Below are 20,443 nucleotides of genomic sequence, written 5' to 3' on the forward strand. Positions count from 1 at the left end.
CCCGTAACGACTCGAAGCCGCCAGCCATCGACAAGTACTAGGACGTCCTAGTAAATTCGAAGGTATGGACGCTGACGCGATCGAAGAGGGCCGCCGCCGCTGGCAGGCCCGGTACGACTCCGCCCGGAAGCGCGACGCCGACTTCACCACGCTCTCCGGCGACCCCGTGGAGCCGGCGTACGGCCCCCGGCCCGGCGACCGCGTCGAGGGCTTCGAGCGGATCGGATGGCCGGGGGAGTACCCCTTCACGCGCGGTCTGTATCCGACCGGCTACCGCGGCCGCACCTGGACCATCCGCCAGTTCGCGGGCTTCGGCAACGCCGAGCAGACCAACGAGCGCTACAAGATGATCCTCAAGGCGGGCGGCGGCGGCCTCTCGGTCGCCTTCGACATGCCGACGCTGATGGGCCGGGACTCCGACGACCCCCGCTCGCTCGGCGAGGTCGGCCACTGCGGCGTCGCCATCGACTCCGCGGCCGACATGGAGGTCCTGTTCAAGGACATCCCGCTGGGTGACGTCACGACGTCCATGACGATCTCCGGGCCGGCCGTCCCCGTCTTCTGCATGTATCTGGTGGCGGCGGAGCGCCAGGGCGTGGACCCCTCGGTCCTCAACGGCACCCTCCAGACCGACATCTTCAAGGAATACATCGCCCAGAAGGAGTGGCTCTTCCAGCCCGAGCCGCATCTGCGCCTGATCGGCGACCTGATGGAGCACTGCGCCCGCGGCATCCCCGCGTACAAGCCGCTCTCGGTCTCCGGCTACCACATCCGCGAAGCGGGCGCGACGGCCGCGCAGGAGCTGGCGTACACCCTCGCCGACGGCTTCGGCTACGTCGAACTGGGGCTCAGCCGCGGACTGGAGGTCAACACCTTCGCCCCGGGCCTGTCCTTCTTCTTCGACGCCCATGTCGACTTCTTCGAGGAGATCGCCAAGTTCCGGGCGGCGCGCCGGATCTGGGCCCGCTGGATGCGCGACGTCTACGGCGCGACCAGCGAGAAGGCCCAGTGGCTGCGGTTCCACACCCAGACCGCCGGCGTCTCGCTGACCGCGCAGCAGCCGTACAACAACGTCGTGCGCACCGCGGTGGAGGCGCTGGCGGCGGTGCTCGGCGGCACCAACTCGCTGCACACCAACGCGCTGGACGAAACCCTGGCGCTGCCCAGCGAGCAGGCCGCGGAGATCGCGCTGCGCACCCAGCAGGTGCTGATGGAGGAGACCGGCGTCGCCAACGTGGCGGATCCGCTGGGCGGCTCCTGGTTCATCGAGTCGCTGACCGACCGGATCGAAGCGGACGCCGAGAAGATCTTCGACCAGATCAAGGAGCGCGGCGCACGGGCGGTCCCGACGGGCTCGCACCCGATCGGCCCGATCACCTCCGGCATTCTGCGCGGCATCGAGGACGGCTGGTTCACCGGCGAGATCGCCGAATCCGCCTTCCAGTACCAGCAGTCCCTGGAGAAGGGCGACAAGCGGGTCGTCGGCGTCAACTGCCACCACGGATCGGTCACCGGCGACCTGGAGATCCTGCGGGTCAGCCATGAGGTCGAGCGCGAGCAGGTACGGGTCCTGGCGGACCGGAAGGCGGCCCGCGACGACACCCGGGTGAAGGCCGCACTGGACGACATGCTGGCCGCCGCCCGCAACGGCGGCAACATGATCGAGCCCATGCTGGAGGCGGTCCGCGCGGAGGCGACGCTCGGCGAGATCTGCGGCGTGCTGCGGGACGAGTGGGGGATTTACACCGAGCCGGCCGGGTTCTGAGGGACACCGCTCACGAGGACGGCGCCCGCACCCACAGCCGGCGCGGGGCCCGGCTACGGCGTCCCGGCAGGCACCCGTAGCCGGAACAGCGCCCCGCCGCCCGGCGCCCGTTCCGCCGTGAGGTCGGCGCCGTGGGCGCGGGCGATCTGGCGGGCCATGGCCAGGCCGAGACCGGAGCCGGGCAGGGCGCGGGCCGCCTCCGCGCGGTAGAAGCGGTCGAAGACATGGGGCAGGTCGGCGGGTGCGATGCCGGGGCCGTGGTCGCGGATCGTCAGGTTCAACTCGCCCGAGGCGAGGGTGAGTTCGGTGTCCACCGGGCCGCCCGGCGGGGAGAACTTGGCGGCGTTGTCGAGAAGGTTGGACAGCAGCCGGGCCAGGCGCGACGGGACGCCGGGCAGGGTGGCCGCGGCCGCGGCCGGGTCGATGCGGGTGGTGAAGGTGATCTCCGGCCAGTGCTCGCGGGCCGCGCCGACCGCGTGTTCCAGGAGGGCGGCCGGGCGCACCTGCTCCACCAGAGGCTGCGGCTCCTCGTCGCGGGCCAGCTCGATCAGGTCGTTGACCAGCGTGGTGACCTCGCGCAGCTGGCGGCCCAGCGCGGCGGAGGCGCGGTCGCGCTGGGCGTCGGTCAGGCGGTCGGCGCGGGCGAGGAGTTCGGCGTTCGTACGGAGGGCCGTCAGCGGGGTCCGCAGCTCGTGAGAGGCGTCGGCGACCAGGCGGCGCTGCGCGGCGACGGACTGTTCCAGTTCGCCGAGCATGATGTTGAAGCTGGTGGCCAGGCGGGTGACCTCGTCCTCGCGGGCCGGGGAGCCGGTGGGCAGCTCGATGCGGTGGCGGGCGTCGCGGGTGGCGGCGATGCGTTCGGCGGTGGCGGTGAGCCGGGCGACCGGCGCCAGACCCGTGCGGGAGACCCAGTAGCCGAGCGCGGCGGCCAGCAGCACGCCGGCGCCGCCCACCGCGGACAGCGCCCAGGCGGCATGCCGTACGCCCCGCTCCACGCTGTCGGAGCGCAGTGCCACCTGGAGCGCCTGGTCCTTGGGGGGGAGGTGCTTGGTGAACATCCGGACCGGGTGTCCGGCGACCGTCAGGTTGGTGTAGTAGGCCGGGCGGTGCCCGGCGGCCACCTGGCGGGTGGCGGCGGAGACCGGTAGCTCGTACCGCTCGTGCGGGTCGCGGGCCGGGTCGGCCGGCACGATCTGGACGCAGGGCACGGCCTGGTACCGGCAGGAGGTGTCGCCCGCAGTCGGGCCCCAGCCCCGGGTCTGCTGGGTGAGCTGGGTGGCCGTCTGGGCCAGGTTGAGGTTGAGCTGGCGGGTCATCTGGATGCGGATGATGACGAACGCGGCGGCGCAGACACCGATGGCGACCAGCGCCACCGCCGCCGAGGCCGCCAGCGCCAGCCGGGCGCGCAGCGGCCGCCGGCGCACCCACCGCCCGCCCAGCCCGCGCCTGCCGCTCATGCCGAACCCTCGCTTCGCTCGGCCCCGCATGCGCGTGGCGCGCACCTCTGCATCGTTTGCTCGCTCATGCCGATCGCTCACGCCTCCTCCGGCCGGTCCAGGCGGTAGCCGACGCCGTGCACGGTGTGGACGAGGCGCGGCTCGCCGCCCGCCTCCAGCTTGCGGCGAAGGTAACCGACGTATACGGCAAGGGAGTTGGAGTCCGGCCCGAAGTCGCGGCCCCAGACCCGCTCCAGGATCACCTCGCGCGGCATCACCTGTCCCGGGTGCAGCAGGAGCAGTTCCAGCAGCGCCCATTCGGTGCGGCTGAACTCCAGGGGACGGCCCGCCCGGTGGCCGCTGCGGGTGCGCGGGTCGACGACCAGGTCGCCGAAGGCCAGGGTGCCGTCGTCGGCGGCGGGGGCGGCGGCCCGGCGGAGCAGGGCCCGCAGGCGCGCCAGGAGTTCGTCCAGCGCGAAGGGTTTGACCAGATAGTCGTCGGCTCCGGCATCCAGGCCGTCGACCCGTTCGCTGACGGAGTCCAGCGCGGTCAGTACGAGGATGGGCGTGCGGTCGTCCAGCGCGCGCAGACGCCGGCAGACGGCCAGCCCGTTCAGTACCGGCATCATCACATCCAGCACGAGGGCGTCCGGCTGCCAGGCGGCGACCTCGGAGAGCGCCGCCAGACCGTCGGCGGCGCCGCGTACCGCATAGCCCTCGACGGTGAGACCGTCCTCGACGGCGGCGCGGACCTCCGGTTCGTCGTCGACGACGAGGATCTTGGATGCGGAGGGCGGGAGAGGCTGCCCTGCTGCGGACGGCTGTGCTGGGTGATGGGGCATGGACACAGGCTGTCAAACACCTCTCTTAGAAGCTTCTTAGGGCACTTGGCGAGCGTGGCGGCCATGCGCACACCACTCTCTGTCGTGATCGGTGCGGGCGGCACCGGCGGTCACATCTATCCGGGGCTCGCCCTCGCCGACGCGCTCCGCCGGGCGGTGCCCGACGCGGTGATCTCGTTCGTCGGGACCGAGCGCGGTCTGGAGACCCGGCTCATACCGCAGGCCGGATACCGGCTGCACACCGTCGACATGATCCCCTTCGACCCGTCACTCGGCGCCCGGCGCTATCTGCTGCCGGCCGCCCTGCTCAGATCCGGCGCCCAGTGCCGGGCCATCCTCAAGGCGCAGGGCGCCCAGGTGGCCGTCGGCATGGGCGGCTATCCGAGCGCACCGGTCATCGTCGGGGCGCGGATGGCCGGGCTGCCGAGCCTGGTCCATGAGTCCAACGCGGTGCCCGGCCGGGCCAATAAGTTCGCGGCCCGGCTCACCCCGCATCTCGCGCTCGCCTTCGACCGCAGCCGGGCGCACCTGGCGGGCGGTGAGCGGGCCGAGACGGTGGGGATGCCACTGGTCGGCCCGCTGGCCGGGCTGGACCGGGCGGCGCTGCGGGCGACGGCCCGGCGGGAGCTGGGTGTCCCGGACGGGGCCCGGCTGCTGCTGGTCAACGGCGGGAGCCTGGGCGCGGCGCGGCTCACCGAGGCCGCGGTCGGGCTGGCCGGCCGCTATCGCTCCCGAGGCGGTCTCCGTCTGCTGATCAAGACCGGCCCCGCCGCTTTGGAGGAGACCCGGGCGCTGCTGGCGGCGAACGGCGGGGCGGCGGTCGCCGAGGCGGTGCCGTATCTGGACCGGATGGATCTGGCCTACGCCGCCGCCGATCTGGTGGTGTGCCGGGCCGGTTCGTCGACCGTCGCGGAGCTGGCCACCATCGGGATGCCCGCCGTCCTCGTCCCGTATCCGCATGCGCCCGGCGACCACCAGACGCACAACGCGCGGGTGCTCTCCGACGCCGGGGCGGCGCTGCTGCTGCCGGACGCGCAGACCACGGACGAGCGGCTGGACGCGCTGGTCACCCCCCTGCTCGACGACCCGGACCGGCTCGCCGCGATGGGCGCCGCCGCCGACCCGGGCACCCATGCCCGCGCCGCCGACCTGCTGGCCGCCAAGGCGCTGGCGCTGGCGGGCCACCCCTACGCAACCACCTGCACGATGAAGGAGTCAGCATGAGCAGCAGCACTACCCATACGGCGCGTTGGACGGGCCGCAAGGTTCTGGTCACCGGGGCCGAGGGATTCATCGGCTCGACCCTGGTCGACATGCTGGTCGAGGCCGGCGCCGAGGTACGCGCCTTCGTCCACTACAAGCCGTATGCCGAGAAGGGCAATCTGGCGCGCTATCTGGTGCCCGGGTCCCCGGTCGAGATGATCACGGGGGATGTACGGGACGCGGGCCGGGTGATGGACGCCGTCGCGGGCTGCGACACGGTCTTCCATCTGGCGGCGCTGATCGGGATCCCGTACAGCTATGACTCGCCGGGCGCCTATGTCCAGACGAACGTGGTCGGGACCGAGAACCTCGCGGAGGCCTGCCGCCGGCACGCCGTGCGCCGCCTCGTCCACACCTCGACCAGTGAGGTGTACGGAACCGCGCTGACCGCCCCGATAGGCGAGGACCACCCGCTCCAGCCGCAATCGCCCTACTCCGCCTCGAAGATCGGCGCCGACATGATGGCGCTGTCGCACTGGCACGCGTTCGAGCTGCCGGTGACGGTCGTACGGCCCTTCAACACCTACGGTCCCCGGCAGTCGGCGCGCGCCGTGATCCCCACGATCCTGGCCCAACTGCACTCCGGCGCCCGGCAGATCAAGCTCGGCTCGCTCACCCCGACCCGCGACTTCACGTATGTGACGGACACCGCGGCCGGTTTCCTGGCGATGGCGGACTGCGAGCGGGCGCTGGGGCAGGTCGTCAATCTGGGCACCGGCCGGGAGATCGCCATCGGCGCGCTGGCCGAGGCGCTGATCGCGGCGTCGGGCCGGGAGGCCGAGGTGGTGGTGGACACCGCGCGGCTGCGGCCCTCGGGCAGCGAGGTCGAGCGGCTGCTGTCGGACAATTCCCGGGCGCGGGAGTGGGCTTCGTGGGAGCCGAGGATCTCGCTGGAGGAAGGCCTGGAGCGGACGTCGCGGTGGGTGGCCGGGAATCTGCATCTGTTCGCGGCCGACCGCTACCAGGTCTGAGGCCGGTCCGGCCCGGTCGGCCTGTCGGCCCGTCAGCCCAGGCCGACCAGGCCGGTCAGCAGCACCGTCGAGAACTGGTGGGCCCAGGCGGGGTCCACCGGCTCGGAGCTGACCAGGGTGCGGTGGACGATCGCACCGGCGATGACGTCGAAGATCAGGCCGACGGCCTGCGTGGCGGCCAGCGCACCCTCGGGACCGGGGCTGTCGGGCGGGAGTTCGCCGCGCTTCTGGGCGCGTTCGCGGCCGAGGACGACCAGCCGCTTCTGGCGGTCGACGATCGCCGAGCGGATCCGCTCGCGCAGCGCGTCGTCGGTGGTGGACTCGGCGACCACGGCCATCAGTGCCGTTTTGGTCTCGGGCCGGGCGAGCAGCGCACCGAACTGGAGCACCACGCCCTCGATGTCGGCTTTCAGACAGCCGCGGTCGGGGAGTTCGAGCTCGTCGAAGAGGACCGCCACGGCGTCCACGACGAGCTCGTTCTTGTTGGCCCAGCGGCGGTAGAGCGTGGTCTTGGCGACGCCGGCCCGTGCCGCGACATCGCCCATGGTGAGTTTTCCCCAGCCCAGGTCGACGAGCGCGGCGCGGGTCGCGTCGAGGATCGCGCGGTCGGCCTCGGCGCTGCGCGGGCGGCCGGTGCGGCCTTTCCGGGGGCTGGTGGAGTCGTGCATGCGGGCGACCATACCGGCCAGTAAGTGACCCGGCGACGCGGCTCGTGAGGCAGATCACGTCGTGGGGGGCCGAAACCGGGTGCCGAGTGGGGGTCGCGGACAGTTACGCTACGGGTCGTAGCGTAAGAGCTCGCTGGGAACGGGCTCGCGCGGCGACAACCACAGGCCATGGGTGGGGACCCAGGGCCGCACAACGGTCCTCCTCGGGACCACACACCGGTCCTCCTCGGGCCGGCTCGGGCACCTTCCCGGACGTACGCCGGCAACCCGGCGGGGCGTACGCACGGGGGCGGTGCCCGGCGGCAGGTCCGGCGGTGCCGTTCAGGTCATTCGGCCGGATTTCCGCATCGCTTTTCGGAACACGGTGCCCAGGGGGGAGGATGGACTCATGCAGCCACGCAACATGTCCATGAGTGGAGTCGTCGACCTCGCAGCGGTGAAGGCGGCCGGGGAAGCGAAGGAGAAGGCCGAGCAGGCGCGCGCCGAGGCGGCCCGCACCGGCCAGGCACCCGCGGGCGGCGCCCGCCTGGTGTTCGACGTCGACGAGGCAGGGTTCCAGCAGGACGTCCTGCAGCGCTCCACCGAGGTTCCGGTCGTCATCGACTTCTGGGCCGAATGGTGCGAGCCGTGCAAGCAGCTGGGTCCGCTGCTGGAGCGTCTCGCCACCGAGTACGCCGGCAAGTTCGTGCTGGCCAAGATCGACGTCGACGCCAACCAGATGCTCTTCCAGCAGTTCGGGGTGCAGGGCATCCCGGCCGTCTTCGCGGTGGTCGCCGGCCAGCCCATCCCGCTGTTCCAGGGTGCGGCCCCCGAGGCGCAGATCCGGCAGGTGCTGGACCAGCTGGTGCAGGCCGCCGAGCAGCAGTTCGGCATCGTGGGCGCGCCGGTCGACGCCGCCGTCGAGGCCCCGGTGGAGAGTGAGCCCGCGCCCGAGCCGGTCGGCCCGTACGACGCGCTGCTGGAAGCGGCGAGCCAGGCGCTGGACGCCGGTGATTTGGGCGGCGCCGTCCAGGCGTACAAGAACGTCCTCGCCGACGACCCGGCCAACCCGGAGGCCAAGCTCGGGCTCGCGCAGGCCGAGTTGCTGCGCCGGGTGCAGGACCTGGACCCGCAGGCGGTGCGCAAGGAGGCCGCGGAGAACCCGGCGAATGTCGAGGCGCAGATCTGTGCCGCGGACCTCGATCTGGTCGGCGGGCATGTCGAGGACGCCTTCGGGCGGCTGGTCGACGCGGTGAAGCGGACCTCCGGTGATGACCGGGAGGCCGCGCGGGTGCGACTGCTGGAGCTGTTCGAGGTGATCGGTACGGACGACCAGCGGGTGACCGCGGCGCGCACGGCCCTTGCACGTGTCCTGTTCTGACAGTCCCTCGCATGACGGCCGTGTGACACCCGTGTGACCTCCACACCTCCCGCGAGGTGTCTCGGCAAACGGAATGGCGCCTACGTTTTACCAAATCTTGGTAATCGTAGGCGCTGTTACTTGGAGTAAGTCCGACCGCCTTTCTTGGGTCGTTGTGCCCGTAAATGACCGTTGTCCCGCCGCGGTCAGTGCGACGGTGCGTGCCCGTTCGGTTTCGGTCGGTCGCGGCTCGGTTATCGGTCCGTTACCCGCAAGTAACGAGCCCCTTGTGCGGCGGCTCCGAATGCACCACGATCGGCCACGCTCGGTCCCTTCCCGCAGCCCGGCATCCGGTTGGTGCCGCGGGGTATTCGGGGTCCCCACCGAGTGGTCGGCGGCAGTGAGCGCCGGCCATGGACAGGGGGGTCTCTGCCCCTTCCGGCAGGGCCTGTCCAGGAGGTTGCGCGAGAGCGTGGCCAGTGGTTGTCGCTCGGGGGTGATCGCCGGTAATCGGAACGCACAGCGCCTCCGAGGACGGGCGCTCTCCTTCCCGAGGACGTAGCACTTCTCCCATCCCAGGTGCGGCTGCTCTCAACTGAGAGGTCGGGCACCGGAGATGTACGTCCGAGAAGGAGGAAAGTCATGGAGTCCCTGGCTCGTGGCGGGACCAGATGGAAGCGGTTCGCCGTCGTCATGGTGCCGAGCGTTGCCGCGACAGCGGCGATCGGCGTAGCCCTCTCGCAGGGTGCGCTCGCGGCATCGTTCAGCGTGTCCGGCCAGCAGTTCAAGGTCGCAACCGACCGCCTGGACGGCACCGGATTCGTTCAGTACGGAGCCGTTGACGCCCAGAAGGGCGGCAAGAACGTCCCGGTGGCGGTCTCGGGGTTCTCGAGCGCCAAGATCAAGAACCTGTGCCAGTCCGTCGTCGTGCCGGTCCCGGTGTTCGGCGATGTGTCGATGAAGCTGTCGGCCGGTGGCGGTAGCACGCCGGTCGAGGCGAAGAACCTCTACATCGACCTGGATCAGCTGGACGCGGACGCGACCTTCAACAACATCAACATCGGTGTTGCTGCGGGCTCGACGTCCAAGGGCCCCGGCATGCACAAGGGCGACAAGGCGGACCCGGGCTCTTTCGCCCAGGAAGCCGACTCGGCCGTGCTGACCAACGTCAAGCAGCGTGCCTGGGCCACCACGGCCGGCACGTTCAAGCTCAGCGGCCTGAAGATGAGCGTCGCCAAGGGCAAGAACGAGTGCTACTGACGCACTGAGCGTGCGGGCGCGGGGTGAGCTGTACGGCGGCAGAAGCCGTGCCCCGTGCCCGTACGCCGGTTGCATCAGTTACGCACTCCAGCTCAGTACCACCGATTTGCCAGTCCCGAGGAGCTGTACAACATGAGCGCCGACACGCGACCACGGCTGATCGAGACCTTCGGCCACAAGCGCCTTTCGTTCCAGGATTGGCGCGGCCGCCGCCCGTTCTGGGGCGGCCTGCTGACTCTGCTCGGCGGGGTCCCGATCATGTACTTCCCCTACGCGCACCTCTCGCTCGGTGGCTTGACCGTCAGCATGGCGACCACCGCCGGCGCCGGCTCGCTGATCATCGGCGTACTGCTGGTCGTGCTCGGTCTCACCCTGTGGTTCCAGCCCGTCTCGCGCGTGTTCGCGGGCGTGGCGGCGATTCTGCTCTCCCTGGTCTCCCTGGTCGTCTCGAACTTCGGCGGCTTCCTGATCGGCTACCTCGTGGCGCTGATCGGGGGTGCGCTGGGCATCGCCTGGGCGCCGGGCCGGCCGCAGAGCGCGGACGATGGCGGTGAGAAGGAGCGCGAGGTGATCGCCGGACCGGTGGTCGCCACGAATCCCGCACCGGCCAACGGCGCCGGTTCCGGGCTGGGCTTCGGACTGGACGACCTGTCAGGAACGAGCCCGACCAACGGAACGAACGGGAGGCACCGTGCCGGGTGACGAGCTGCACGACAACGCAGCCGCCGGGCCGAGAACCGGGCCGCGGCACGCAGTACCGAGGAAGCCGCTGCTGACTCGGTTCCACGTGCCCGCGGGCAAGGCGATAGCCATCGCCGCCATGCCGTCCGCCGTGCTCATGGGCATGGGGCTCACGCCCCAGATGGCGATCGCCAAGCCGGCGCCCAAGAGCCCCTTCAAGGACGGCCCGTGCGTCACTGCCCCGGACAAGGTGGACGGGAAGGACGCCAAGGCCAAGGAGGACGCGAAGGACAAGCAGGACAAAAAGGACGCCGCCAAGCCGTCCGACAAGCCTTCCGCCTCTCCCTCGGCCACCAAGGACGCGGGCAAGACGCCCGAGCCCACGCCCTCCGGCTCCACGGGGACCGACCAGCCGTCGAGCTCGCCGAGCCCGTCGCCGTCGGCCTCCGAGGACAAGAAGGACGACGGCGGTCTGCTGGGCGGCATCGGTGATGCGCTCGGCGGTCTCTTCGGCGGCGACACGTCCGAGGACAAGCCGGCGGCCTCGCCGAGCCCCTCGCCCTCCGCGTCCGCTTCGAAGGACGCCGGGTCCGAGGACTCCGCGTCCAAGGACTCCGCGTCTGCCGCCGACAAGCTCACCAAGCCGGTCAAGGACACCGTCGGCAGCCTCACGAACGGCGGGAACGGGTCCAAGACGGTCAACGACACCGTCCACGGTGTGGTCGGCACGGCGGACAACGCCCTGCCCGGCGGCGGGCTGGACGGCAAGGACGCCGGCGGCAAGCAGGGATACCCCTGTGTCGTCGAGAACAAGCAGAAGGGCAAGGACGAGCAGACGCCCGTCACCCTGCCCGATGCCCCCTGGCACCTGGAGTCCAGCGGGCTCACCCTGCGCGGTCTGAACTACGAGGGCGTCGTCAATGTCACGACGCAGGGCGGCCGTACCAAGCAGGCCCTGAAGTTCACGGCCGACAGCATCGACATCGGCGATCTCCACCAGATCGTCGACGACCCGACGTCCGGGAAGAAGTACCACGTCCGGTCGACGCCAGGGTCCACCTCCACCATCCGTGGCGGCAAGGTGACGATGTACACCGAGCGGCTGCAGGGCAATCTCTTCGGCCTGATCCCGATCGTGTTCGACCCCGAGCACCCGCCGCCCATCAATGTCCCGTTCGCGTACTTCACCAAGGTGAAGATCGACCAGGCGGGCCAGTTCGGCGGCAATCTCCATGTCCCGGGTATGCACGTGACCATCGAGGACTGACCGGGAGAGCCGCCCCGCGCGGCGGAGCTTTCCGGAAGGTGCAGAAAACGGCTGTGGGCCGCCCCCTCGGGGGGCGGCCCACAGCCGTTTTCCGTCGTGCGGGCCCGTCAGCCCGTCAGGCGCTCTCGCCGCCGAGGCGGTGCACCCGGACCATGTTGGTGGTCCCGGGGACGCCGGGGGGCGAACCGGCGGTGATCAGCATGGTGTCACCCGCGTTGTAGCGCTTGAGCTTGAGCAGTTCGGCGTCCACCAGGTCGACCATCGCGTCGGTGTTGTCCACGTGCGGTACGACGAAGGCGTCCACGCCCCAGCTCAGCGTCAGCTGGTTGCGGGTGGAGGTCTCGGTGGTGAAGGCCAGGATCGGCTGCGTGGCGCGATAGCGGGACAGCCGGCGGGCGGTGTCACCGGACTTGGTGAAGGCCACCAGCGCCTTGCCGTCCAGGAAGTCCGCCATCTCGCAGGCCGCACGGGCCACCGCACCGCCCTGCGTACGCGGCTTCTTGCCCGGCACCAGCGGCTGCAGGCCCTTGGACAGCAGCTCCTCCTCGGCCGCCTCGACGATCTTCGACATCGTCTTGACGGTCTCGATCGGGTACTTGCCGACCGAGGACTCCGCGGAGAGCATGACCGCGTCCGCGCCGTCGAGGATGGCGTTGGCGACGTCGGACGCCTCGGCGCGGGTCGGCCGGGAGTTGGTGATCATCGACTCCATCATCTGGGTCGCCACGATCACCGGCTTGGCGTTCCGCCGGCACATCTCCACCAGGCGCTTCTGCACCATCGGGACCTTCTCCAGCGGGTACTCCACCGCCAGGTCACCACGGGCGACCATGACGGCGTCGAAGGCCATCACGACATCCTCCATGTTGGCCACCGCCTGCGGCTTCTCGACCTTGGCGATGACCGGGACCCGGCGGCCGACCTCGTCCATGACGCGGTGGACGTCCTGGACGTCCTTGGCGTCCCGGACGAAGGAGAGGGCGACCATGTCGCAGCCCATGTTCAGCGCGAACTTGAGGTCGTCGATGTCCTTCTCGGACAGCGCCGGAACGTTCACCGCCGCGCCGGGCAGGTTGATGCCCTTGTGGTCGGAGATGACCCCGCCCTCGATGACGATGGTGCGCACCCGCGGGCCGTCGACCTCGATGACCTGCAGCGCGACATTGCCGTCGTTGATCAGGACCGGGTCGCCCTTGGAGACGTCGCCGGGCAGGCCCTTGTAGGTCGTACCGCAGATGGTCTTGTCGCCGGGCACGTCCTCGGTGGTGATGACGAACTCGTCGCCGCGCACCAGCTCCACCGGGCCCTCGGCGAAGGTCTCCAGGCGGATCTTGGGGCCCTGGAGGTCGGCCAGCACGCCGATGGCGTGGCCGGTCTCCTCCTGGGCCTTGCGAAGACGGTGGTACCGCTCCTCGTGCTCCGAGTGGGTCCCGTGGCTCATGTTGAAACGGGCCACGTTCATACCGGCTTCGATCAGTGTCTTGAGCTGATCGAAAGAGTCAACGGCGGGGCCCAGGGTGCAGACGATTTTGGAACGGCGCATGGCGGAATCCTATCGGTTTGTTTCAGAGCGGAATATTCCGGTGGGCGGAAACACCAACGTCTAGGCGTTGACCAGGGCATATGTCTGCTGAGCGATCTCCAGTTCCTCGTCGGTGGGCACGACGGCGACCGCCACCCGCGCGTCCTCGGGCGAGATCAGCCGCGGCTCGTCGGACCGTACGGCGTTGCGCGAGGCGTCCACCGCCATGCCCATCAGCTCCAGACCGGCGAGGGCGGCCTCCCGCACCGGGGCGGCGTTCTCGCCGACGCCGGCGGTGAATGCCACCGCGTCGACCCGGCCGAGCACCGCGCTGTAGGCGCCGATGTACTTCTTCAGCCGGTGGATGTAGATGTCGAAGGCGAGCTGGGCGCGCTGGTCGCCCTCGTCGATACGGCGCCGGATCTCCCGCATGTCGTTGTCGCCGCACAGCCCGATGAGCCCGCTCTTCTTGTTGAGCAGCGCGTCGACCTCGTCCTCGTCCATCCCCGCCACCCGCTTGAGGTGGAAGGTGACGGCCGGGTCGATGTCACCGGAGCGGGTGCCCATGACCAGGCCCTCCAGCGGGGTGAGACCCATCGAGGTGTCCACGCAGCGGCCGGCGGCCACCGCGGAGGCGGAGGCGCCGTTGCCCAGGTGCAGCACGATGACGTTGACCTCGGACGGGTCCTTGCCCAGCAGCGCCGCGGTCTTGCGGGAGACATAGGCGTGCGAGGTGCCGTGGAAGCCGTAGCGGCGGATGCGGTGCGCGTCGGCGGTCTCGACATCGATGGCGTAGCGGGCCGCGGACTCCGGCATCGTGGTGTGGAAGGCGGTGTCGAAGACCGCGACCTGCGGCAGGTCGGGGCGCAGCGCCTGCGCGGTCCTGATGCCGGTGATGTTGGCCGGGTTGTGCAGCGGCGCGACCGGCACCAGCCGTTCGATCTCCTTGAGCACCGCAGCGTCGATCACGGTCGGCTCGGTGAACTTCAGCCCGCCGTGCACCACCCGGTGCCCGATCGCGGCCAGCTCCGGCGAGTCCAGCCCCAGCCCGTCGGCGGCCAGCTCCGCGGCGACGGCCTTCAGCGCGGCCTCGTGGTCGGCTATCGGGCCCTCGGTCTCGCGCCTGTCGCCGCCGGCGGCCAGCGGGGTGTGCACCAGACGCGAGGTCTCCTCACCGATCCGCTCCACCAGGCCGACGGCGAGACGGCCCGCGGCGGAGCCGCCGGCCGACTGCGTGCCGGTCATGTCGAGCAGCTGGTATTTCAGCGACGAGGGGCCGGAGTTGAGGACGAGGACGCGGGAGGCGGTGGCAGTCATGTAGTGCTTTCCGATGGGGTGGGGGAGGGTTCCGGGGGCTCAGGCGGAGCGCTCGGCGCCGGGCCGGGCGCCCTGCGCCTGGATGGCGGTGATGGCGACGGTGTTGACGATGTCCTGGACCAGGGCGCCGCGCGAGAGGTCGTTGACCGGCTTGCGCAGACCCTGCAGCACCGGACCGACGGCGACCGCGCCCGCCGAGCGCTGGACGGCCTTGTAGGTGTTGTTGCCGGTGTTCAGGTCCGGGAAGATCAGCACGGTGGCCTTCCCGGCGACGTCGGAGCCGGGCAGCTTGGTCTGCGCGACCGCCGCATCCACCGCCGCGTCGTACTGGATCGGGCCCTCGACCAGCAGGTCCGGGCGCCGCTCGCGGACCAGCTCGGTGGCCTTGCGGACCTTGTCGACGTCCGCGCCGGAGCCGGAGGTGCCGGTGGAGTACGAGAGCATCGCGATCCGCGGCTCGACGCCGAACTGGGCGGCGGTGGTGGCCGACTGGATGGCGATGTCCGCCAGCTGCTCTGCGTTCGGGTCCGGGTTGACCGCGCAGTCGCCGTAGACCAGGACCCGGTCGGCCAGGCACATGAAGAAGACCGAGGAGACGATCTGGGCGCCCGGCTTCGTCTTGATGATCTCGAAGGCGGGCCGGATGGTCGCGGCGGTGGAGTGCACCGCGCCGGACACCATGCCGTCGGCCAGGCCCTCCTGGACCATCAGCGTGCCGAAGTAGGAGACGTCCGCGACGACGTCGTAGGCCAGCTCGTAACCGACGCCCTTGTGGGAGCGCAGCTCGGCGTACCGCTCGGCGAACCGTTCGCGCAGCTCGGAGGTCTGCGGGTCGATGATCTGGGCACCCGCCAGGTCGATGGCCAGATCCGTGGCGCGCTTGCGGATCGCCTCCTCCTCGCCCAGCAGCGTGAGGTCGCAGACATCGCGGCGCAGCAGCACATCGGCGGCCCGCAGGACGCGCTCCTCGCCGCCCTCGGGCAGGACGACGCGGCGGCGGCCGGAGCGGGAGCGCTCGATCAGCTCGTGTTCGAACATCATCGGGGTGACCCGGCCGGAGCGGGCGACGGAGATGCGGTTGGTGAGCTCCACGGTGTCCACATGGCGCTCGAACAGGCCGAGCGCGGTCTCCGCCTTGCGCGGCGAGGCGGCGTTCAGCTTGCCCTCGATGGCGAACAGCTCACCCGCGGTCGGGAAGGACCCGCCGGGTACGGACACGACCGGGGTGCCGGGGGCGAGCCGGCTCGCCAGCGCCATGATGTCGGGGCCGGGCCGCTCGTCGAGAGTGAGCACCACACCGGCGATCGGCGGGGCGCCGGCGCTGTGCGCGGCCAGCGAGCCGATGACCAGGTCGGCGCGGTCCCCAGGGGTGATCACCAGACAGCCGGGGGTGAGCGCCTTGAGGAACGTCGGCAGCATGGCGCCGCCGAAGACGAAGTCCCGGGCGTCGCGGGCGAGGCCGGAGTCGTCGCCGAGCAGCACCTCCGCGCCCAGCGTGTGCACGATCTGGCCGACGGTCGGCGCGGAGAGCGAGCCGTCCTCGGGGAGCGCGTAGCAGGGCACCGGGAGGCGCGCGGAGAGCCGGTCGACGATGGCCGTACGCAGCTCGGGTGCGACGCGGTTGGCGACCATGGCGACGACGTCGCAGCCCAGCGAGTGGTAGGCCCGGTAGGCGTTGCGGACCTCGGCCCGTACGGACTCCGCCTCCTGGCCCTGGCCGCCGACGACGGCGAGCACCGAGGCGCCGAATTCGTTGGCGAGGCGGGCGTTGAGGGCCAGCTCGGCCGGCAGGTTGGTGCCGGCGTAGTCCGAGCCGAGGACCAGGACGTACTCGTACTCCCTGGCCACGGCGTGGAAGCGGTCGACGAGGCGGGAGACCAGCTCGTCGGTGCCGCGCTCCGCCTGGAGGGTGGCGGCCTCCTCGTAACCGATGCCGTATACGGTGTCGGCGGCCTGGGTGAGCCGGTAGCGGGCCCGCAGCAGGTCGAACAGCCGGTCGGGCCCGTCGTCGTGGACCAGCGGGCGGAAGACCCCCACCCGGTCGACATGGCGGGTCAGGAGCTCCATGACTCCCAGCTCGATGACCTGGCGGCCGTCGCCTCGGTCGATCCCGGTCACGTACACGCTGCGCGTCACGCGTGCTCTCCGTCCTTCCGTTGCTCGCACGCCATACCGGCGCTCACAAGGTCAAATAACCCGTTATGGTGGGCTTGCCCCTCTTGACAATACCTGCGCAGATGGCTAAGCCGCTCCCTCAGTTTCCCCTGAACAGTCCGGTGAGGAGACAGTAGGGGTAGCCCGCGGGTGAGGTCAGGGCCTGCACGCTCATGAAACAATCGGACCGGCTCACAAGAACCAACAGCGAGCACAGGAGACACAGCACGATGCGTATCGGAGTCCTCACCGCAGGCGGCGACTGCCCCGGCCTGAACGCTGTGATCCGGTCTGTTGTCCACCGGGCCCTCACCGGCCACGGCGACGAGGTCATCGGCTTCGAGGACGGTTTCGCGGGGCTGCTCGAGGGCCGCTTCCGCAAGCTCGACCTCGAGGCGGTCAGCGGCATCCTCGCCCGCGGCGGCACCATCCTCGGCTCGTCCCGGCTCGAGCGCAACCGGCTCCGCGAGGCCTGCGAGAACGCCAAGGACCACTCCCAGGACTACGGCATCGACGTCCTGATCCCGATCGGCGGCGAGGGCACGCTCACCGCCGCCCGGATGCTCTCGGACGCCGGGCTGCCGGTCGTCGGCGTCCCCAAGACCATCGACAACGACATCTCCTCCACCGACCGCACCTTCGGCTTCGACACCGCCGTCGGCGTCGCGACCGAGGCCATCGACCGCCTCAAGACCACCGCGGAATCGCACCAGCGGGTCATGGTCGTCGAGGTCATGGGCCGGCACGCGGGCTGGATCGCGCTGGAGTCCGGCATGGCCGGCGGCGCCCACGGCATCTGCCTGCCGGAGCGGGAATTCGACGTCAACGACCTGGTCGAGATGATCGAGGAGCGGTTCGCCCGCGGCAAGAAGTTCGCCGTGGTCTGTATCGCCGAGGGAGCGCACCCGGCCCCCGGCACCATGGACTACAAGAAGGGCGCCATCGACCTCTACGGCCACGAGCGGTTCTCCGGCATCGGCAACGCCCTCGCCCATGAGCTGGAGAAGCGCATGGGCAAGGAGGCCCGCCCGGTCATCCTCGGCCACGTCCAGCGCGGCGGTACCCCCACCGCGTACGACCGGGTGCTCGCCACCCGCTTCGGCTGGCACGCCGTCGAGGCCGCCCACCGCGGCGACTTCGGCAAGATGACCGCCCTGGTCGGCACGGACATCACGATGGTGCCACTGGCCGACGCGGTCACCGAACTCAAGCGGGTGCCCGCCCACCGGATGGACGAGGCCGAGTCGGTCTTTTGATGTGCTGCTCCTGACGCGGCCCGCACCGAGCGGTACGTGACACCGAGCGCTACGTGACGGCGGCGGCCCCCTTGGAGTCCGGGGCCGCCGCCGTCACGCTTTCTTCCTACTGCGCGCCGATGGCCTCCAGCATGTTCAGGCGGGCCGCGCGGCGGGCCGGCCATACCGCTGCCAGGACCCCCACGACCAGCGCGATCAGCAGGAACAGGCCGAGGCGGCCCCAGGGCAGCACCATTTCGTACGTCGAGAAGGACGAGCCGACCATGCTGCCGCCGGCCCAGGCCAGGAAGATGCCCAGGCCCATGCCGAGCACCGCGCCGAACAGCGAGATGACCACCGACTCCAGCCGGACCATCTGCTTGATGCCGCTGCGCGCCAGCCCGATGGCGCGCAGCATCCCTATCTCCCGGGTCCGCTCGAACACCGACATCGCCAGGGTGTTGACGACGCCGACCACCGCGATGATGACGGCCATGCCCAGCAGCCCGTAGACCATGTTCAGGACGGTGTCGATCTGCCCGGCGGTCTCCTTGCGCAGATCGTCGTGGTTCTGGATCTTCAGCAGCGGGCTGTCGCCGAGCGCATGCCGGATGTCCTTGACCAGCGCCGCGGAGCCGCCGCCGGCCGCCTTCACCAGCAGCTCGTCATTCTTTGCCGCCGGCAGATGCGGATCGACCAGCGACAGGGCGCCGAAGGACTCGCCGAGCGTCTCATTGTCCTCGTAGACGGCGGCGACCTTGAGCTTCTCCTTCTTCTTGTCCTGGAACTCCACGCTCACCGTCTCGCCGACCCGCCAGCCGTGCTCCTTGGCGCCGGTCGCCGATACGCCGATACCGCCGGCCCTGATGTCCGCCAACGAGCCCTGCTTGAAGGTGAGCTGGGTGACCTTGTCGATCACCGAGAGGTCCGTGCCGCGCAGGTAACCGAACCCGCCGCCGGGACCGTGGCCGCCGGAGGTGGTGTAGCCCGCCCCGCGGAACGGCGCCATCGCCTCGACGCCCGGTACCTTCGCCACCTTCTTGGACAGTTCGGGGTCCAGCCCCACATAGGTCGAGGTCTTGATCTGGTAGTCCGCGGTCAGCCCGGTGTCCGCCATCTTGTCCATGCCCAGCTGCGCGGAGTGCCCGACGACCGTCATACCGGTGATCAGGGTGAGGCCGATCATCAGCGCCGACGCGGTGGCGGCCGTACGCCGCGGATTGCGCAGCGCGTTCTCCTTGGCCAGCTTGCCGCCGATACCGAACAGCCGAGTGGTGACCAGCCCGGCCAGGGAGACCAGCGGCCGGGACAGCAGCGGAGCCAGGATGATCACGCCGATCAGCGTCAGCATCGAGCCCGCCATGGCGATCGGCAGATCGTCGCCGGACTTCAGGGTGGAGACCCAGAGCATGACGGCGACGCCGAGGCCGGTGACCACCGCACCGATGGAGTTACGGACGACCAGGCCGCGCAGCGGGGGCGGCGCCTCCACACTGCTCAGCGCCTCCACCGGGGCGATCTTCGCCGCCTTACGGGACGGCAGCCAGGCGGCCAGTACGGTCACCACGACGCCGACGGCCAGCGCGGCCAGGATCGTCGTCGGGCTGATGATGACCGGCCCGTCCGGGAAGCCCGCGCCATTGGCGTCCAGCACCGCGCGCAGCCCCACCGCGATCCCCGCACCCAGTGCGAACCCGATGACGGAGGAGATCAGCCCCAGCAGCGCGGCCTCGGCCAGCACCGAGCGGACGACCTGCCGGCGCGAGGCGCCGACCGCGCGCAGCAGCGCGATCTCGCGACTGCGCTGGGATATCAGCATGGTGAAGGTGTTGGCGATGATGAACACCCCGACGAACAGGGCGATCCCGGCGAAGGTCAGCAGGGTCTTGCTCAGCGCGCTGTTCTGGTCGGCGATCATCCGGCTCTGCTCGGCGGCGAGTTCGCTGCCGCTTCGCGCCTCGGCACGCCCCTTGGGCAGCAGCTCGCGGACCTTCGCGGTCAGCGCCCGCTGGTCGGTGCCGGGCGTGGCCGCCACCACCAGCTCGTCGAACTGCCCCGGGTGCAGATACAGCTTCTGCGCGGTGGCGGTGTCGAACAGCGCCAGACTGCCGCCCGCCGTCACCTGCGGGTCATCGGTCGCGACGATCCCGACCAGCTTCTTCTTCAGCACCGGCCCGTCGGTCGCGAACCGCACGGTGTCACCGATCCGGTACCCGGCGGCCTCGGCCGTGCTGCGGGCCAGCGCGATCTCGCCGCCGTCGGCCGGACCGCGCCCCTGCGCCATCGGATAGCGGCTGTCCTTGCCGTCCTTCCCCGGCTGGTAGTTGACCGCGCGGTTCTGCCAGCCGTTGCCGATCGGCTGGTCGTCCTTGCCGGCGAGGGTCGCCTCGCCGGTGACGTCGGGCCGTACGGAGGCCACCCCGGGCAGCGCACGGATCCGGTCCGCCAGCTTGTCGTCGAGGGCGGTGGTCCGCTTGCCGTTCTCCTCCGTACCGACGGCATCGGGGTCCGAGTTGGTGGCCTGGACGGAGACGGCGACATCCTTGAGATTCTTGGCGGAGGCGTTCTTGACCGCCTCGCCGACGGTGTCGCTGAAGATCAGGGTGCCGGCGACAAAGGCGACGCCCAGCAGGACCGCGAGCGCGGTCATCATCAAACGGGCTTTGTGCGCAAGGACGTTGCGCAAGGCGGTTCGCAGCATGGTGGTGGTGTCAGTCCTGGAG

The 20,443-nt window shown here is 70.6% G+C and carries 15 protein-coding genes; 8 read left to right on the forward strand and 7 right to left on the reverse strand.

Features of this window, described 5'->3' with window-relative positions; translation table 11 throughout:
* Positions 1-64: 64 nt before the first annotated feature.
* Entirely contained in the window at positions 65-1,765 is a 1,701-nt protein-coding gene (locus ACZ4S3_RS10070) for an acyl-CoA mutase large subunit family protein (RefSeq protein ID WP_467929428.1), read from the forward strand.
* A 53-nt stretch (positions 1,766-1,818) separates the two neighbouring features.
* Here the strand turns inward: ACZ4S3_RS10070 and ACZ4S3_RS10075 are convergent, their stop codons facing one another.
* Complete coding sequence (locus ACZ4S3_RS10075) at positions 1,819-3,222, reverse strand: sensor histidine kinase (protein WP_467929433.1); 1,404 nt, start codon at positions 3,220-3,222, stop codon at positions 1,819-1,821.
* A gap of 77 nt (positions 3,223-3,299) precedes the next feature.
* Entirely contained in the window at positions 3,300-4,043 is a 744-nt protein-coding gene (locus tag ACZ4S3_RS10080) for a response regulator transcription factor (protein ID WP_467929438.1), read from the reverse strand.
* 63 nt (positions 4,044-4,106) lie between these two features.
* On the opposite strand from ACZ4S3_RS10080, the gene ACZ4S3_RS10085 reads away from it, so the two are divergent.
* Together ACZ4S3_RS10085 and ACZ4S3_RS10090 are read left to right on the forward strand one after the other, a co-directional pair.
* Positions 4,107-5,267 (forward strand): UDP-N-acetylglucosamine--N-acetylmuramyl-(pentapeptide) pyrophosphoryl-undecaprenol N-acetylglucosamine transferase, encoded by a 1,161-nt coding sequence (locus ACZ4S3_RS10085; protein WP_467929442.1) that lies wholly within the window; start codon positions 4,107-4,109, stop codon positions 5,265-5,267.
* On the forward strand, positions 5,264-6,277 hold the full coding sequence (locus ACZ4S3_RS10090; RefSeq protein WP_467929446.1) for a GDP-mannose 4,6-dehydratase: 1,014 nt from the start codon (positions 5,264-5,266) through the stop codon (positions 6,275-6,277). Before ACZ4S3_RS10085 ends, ACZ4S3_RS10090 begins: the two co-directional genes overlap by 4 nt.
* Positions 6,278-6,309: 32 nt before the next feature.
* Here the strand turns inward: ACZ4S3_RS10090 and ACZ4S3_RS10095 are convergent, their stop codons facing one another.
* Positions 6,310-6,957, reverse strand: a complete 648-nt coding sequence (locus tag ACZ4S3_RS10095) for a TetR/AcrR family transcriptional regulator (protein ID WP_467929451.1) — start codon at positions 6,955-6,957, stop codon at positions 6,310-6,312.
* 376 nt (positions 6,958-7,333) lie between these two features.
* On the opposite strand from ACZ4S3_RS10095, the gene ACZ4S3_RS10100 reads away from it, so the two are divergent.
* The 4 genes from ACZ4S3_RS10100 (at position 7,334) to ACZ4S3_RS10115 (ending at position 11,492) form a co-directional block, all read left to right on the forward strand.
* Positions 7,334-8,305, forward strand: coding sequence for a tetratricopeptide repeat protein (locus tag ACZ4S3_RS10100; protein ID WP_467929455.1), 972 nt, complete (start codon positions 7,334-7,336; stop codon positions 8,303-8,305).
* 621 nt (positions 8,306-8,926) lie between these two features.
* A complete protein-coding gene (locus ACZ4S3_RS10105; protein WP_467929458.1) occupies positions 8,927-9,544 on the forward strand; it encodes a DUF6230 family protein in 618 nt (205 codons plus the stop codon).
* Between the two features lie 132 nt (positions 9,545-9,676).
* Entirely contained in the window at positions 9,677-10,246 is a 570-nt protein-coding gene (locus ACZ4S3_RS10110; protein WP_467929462.1) for a DUF6114 domain-containing protein, read from the forward strand.
* The gene (locus ACZ4S3_RS10115) at positions 10,236-11,492 is read left to right on the forward strand and encodes a hypothetical protein (RefSeq protein WP_467929466.1); all 1,257 of its coding nucleotides are present in this window, start codon (positions 10,236-10,238) and stop codon (positions 11,490-11,492) included. Before ACZ4S3_RS10110 ends, ACZ4S3_RS10115 begins: the two co-directional genes overlap by 11 nt.
* A gap of 115 nt (positions 11,493-11,607) precedes the next feature.
* Here ACZ4S3_RS10115 and pyk read toward each other — a convergent pair whose 3' ends face one another.
* From pyk to pta, 3 genes are read right to left on the reverse strand one after another with little or no spacing between them, the layout of a single operon-like run.
* Positions 11,608-13,035, reverse strand: a complete 1,428-nt coding sequence (pyk, locus tag ACZ4S3_RS10120) for a pyruvate kinase (RefSeq protein WP_467929471.1) — start codon at positions 13,033-13,035, stop codon at positions 11,608-11,610.
* A 60-nt stretch (positions 13,036-13,095) separates the two neighbouring features.
* Complete coding sequence (locus tag ACZ4S3_RS10125; protein WP_467929474.1) at positions 13,096-14,331, reverse strand: acetate kinase; 1,236 nt, start codon at positions 14,329-14,331, stop codon at positions 13,096-13,098.
* A 39-nt stretch (positions 14,332-14,370) separates the two neighbouring features.
* Positions 14,371-16,467 (reverse strand): phosphate acetyltransferase, encoded by a 2,097-nt coding sequence (gene pta, locus ACZ4S3_RS10130; RefSeq protein ID WP_467929478.1) that lies wholly within the window; start codon positions 16,465-16,467, stop codon positions 14,371-14,373.
* A 248-nt stretch (positions 16,468-16,715) separates the two neighbouring features.
* On the opposite strand from pta, the gene ACZ4S3_RS10135 reads away from it, so the two are divergent.
* Entirely contained in the window at positions 16,716-17,741 is a 1,026-nt protein-coding gene (locus ACZ4S3_RS10135) for an ATP-dependent 6-phosphofructokinase (RefSeq protein WP_467929483.1), read from the forward strand.
* Between the two features lie 106 nt (positions 17,742-17,847).
* Here the strand turns inward: ACZ4S3_RS10135 and ACZ4S3_RS10140 are convergent, their stop codons facing one another.
* On the reverse strand, positions 17,848-20,421 hold the full coding sequence (locus tag ACZ4S3_RS10140) for an ABC transporter permease (RefSeq protein WP_467929485.1): 2,574 nt from the start codon (positions 20,419-20,421) through the stop codon (positions 17,848-17,850).
* Positions 20,422-20,443: the final 22 nt, after the last annotated feature.

Source organism: Streptomyces sp. NPDC028368 (assembly GCF_055565615.1).